At 72.4% G+C, this 1,829-nt stretch carries 2 protein-coding genes and 1 pseudogene; all 3 read left to right on the forward strand.

What is annotated here, in order from left to right; all coding sequences use genetic code 11:
* Positions 1-440, forward strand: a pseudogene (locus V7Z97_RS20350) (argininosuccinate lyase); the annotation flags it as partial.
* Entirely contained in the window at positions 437-751 is a 315-nt protein-coding gene (locus V7Z97_RS20355) for a hypothetical protein (RefSeq protein ID WP_334165442.1), read from the forward strand. The pseudogene V7Z97_RS20350 and the gene V7Z97_RS20355, both read left to right, overlap by 4 nt.
* On the forward strand, positions 748-1,829 hold a 1,082-nt coding region (gene lysA, locus V7Z97_RS20360; protein ID WP_334165444.1), incomplete at its 3' end, for a diaminopimelate decarboxylase. The genes V7Z97_RS20355 and lysA, both read left to right, overlap by 4 nt.

Raw genomic sequence — 1,829 nt, forward strand, 5'->3', positions numbered from 1 at the left:
TGCCGCTGACCTATTCGAAGGACATGCAGGAGGACAAGGTCCCCACCTTCGAGGCGTTCGGCGCGCTGGAGCTCTCCCTGCGGGCCATGGCCGGGATGGTCGCCGACCTGGAGCCGAACGTGGAGCGCATGGCCGCGGCGGCCGGGGCCGGGTTCTCCACCGCGACGGATCTCGCAGACTGGCTGGTGCGCGAGCTGAACCTGCCGTTCCGCGACGCCCACCATGTGACGGGCGCGGCCGTGAAGCGGGCCGAAGAACTTGGCTGCGACCTGCCCGGCCTGCCGCTTTCCGAGCTGCAGGCGCTGGACCGCCGGATCACCGCGGGCGTTTATGAGGTGCTGACGCCGCAAGCCTCCGCGGCCAGCCGCAAGAGCTATGGCGGAACCGCGCCCGACCAGGTGCGGACCCAGATCCAGCGTTGGAAGGAAAGCCTCGCATGACGACCCTCCGCATTCCGGCGCTGATCGCGCTCCTCGGCACGGCCGCCCTGGTCTCGGGCTGCGGCAAGATGGGGGCGCTGGAGCGGCCCGGCCCGCTGTTCGGCGCCGACACCGCCACCACCCGCGGCGCCGACGAGGCGCAACGCCAGGCGCAGGACCCGACCCGGCCGGTGGACACCGTCGACCCGCGGGACCGCGCCACCGACCCGGCGCCTCCGCGCAGCATCCCGATCCAGGGCCAGAGCCCCAACCCGACCCAGTCCGCGCCGCAGGGCGCCCTGCCCGATCCGTACGCCAACCCGCGCCGATGAACCATTTCGAGCTCCGCGGGGGCGAGCTCCATTGCGAAGATGCGCCGCTGGCCCGCATCGCCGCCGAGGTGGGCACGCCGGTCTACGTCTATTCCTCCGCCACCCTGGAGCGGCATTACACGGTGCTGCGCGACGCCCTGGTGGCGGCCGGCCTGCGCGATCCGCTCATCGCCTTCGCGGTGAAGGCCAACTCCAACGTCGCGGTCCTGCGCACCCTGGGGCGGCTGGGAGCCGGCGCCGACGTGGTCTCCGAGGGTGAGATCCGCCGGGCGCTGGCCGCCGGCATCCCGGCGGAGCGGATCGTCTTTTCCGGCGTGGGCAAGACCGAGGGCGAGGTGGCCTTCGCGCTCGAGGCCGGCGTCGCCGAGATCAATGTCGAGTCGGAACCCGAGCTGCACCTGGTGAACGCCGTCGCCCAGCGCCTGGGCAAGCGGGCCGAGGTGGCCATCCGGGTGAACCCGGACGTGGAGGCCGGCGGCCACGCCAAGATCTCCACCGGCAAGGCGGAGAACAAGTTCGGCGTCTCCTTCGCCGAGGCCGAGCGGCTCTACGCCAACGCCTCCAACATGGCCGGCGTCCGGCCGGTGGGCGTGGCCTGCCACATCGGCAGCCAGATCAGCGACCTCGCCCCCATGGACGCGGCGTTCCGCAAGATGCGCGGCCTCGTCGAGCGCCTGCGCGCCGAGGGGCTGTCGGTTGAGCGGCTGGACCTCGGCGGCGGCCTGGGCGTGCCCTACTTCAACCAGCCGGAGCCGCCCTCCCCCGAGGCCTATGCGCAGATGATTGCGCGCGCCATGGACGGCCTCGACATCCAGTTCGCCTTCGAGCCCGGCCGGATGATCGCGGCCAACGCCGGTGTCCTGGTGGCGCGCGTGCTGCACGTGAACCGCCGGCCCGAGGGGCGTAACTTCCTGGTCCTCGACGCGGCCATGAACGACCTGCTGCGGCCGGCCATGTACGACGCCTACCACGACATCCGGCCGGTGAAGCCGCGCGAGGGTGAGCCGGTGGTCTACGACGTGGTGGGCCCGGTCTGCGAGACCGGCGACACCTTCACCCGCGACCGCGCCCTGCCGCC

The organism is Phenylobacterium sp. (assembly GCF_036821595.1).
In the GTDB taxonomy this organism is placed as follows: domain Bacteria; phylum Pseudomonadota; class Alphaproteobacteria; order Caulobacterales; family Caulobacteraceae; genus Phenylobacterium.

Excerpts from the sequence above, each read along its gene's own strand:
- V7Z97_RS20355 (WP_334165442.1), top strand. The coding sequence starts at position 437 with ATGACGACCCTCCGCATTCCGGCGCTGATCGCGCTCCTCGGCACGGCC.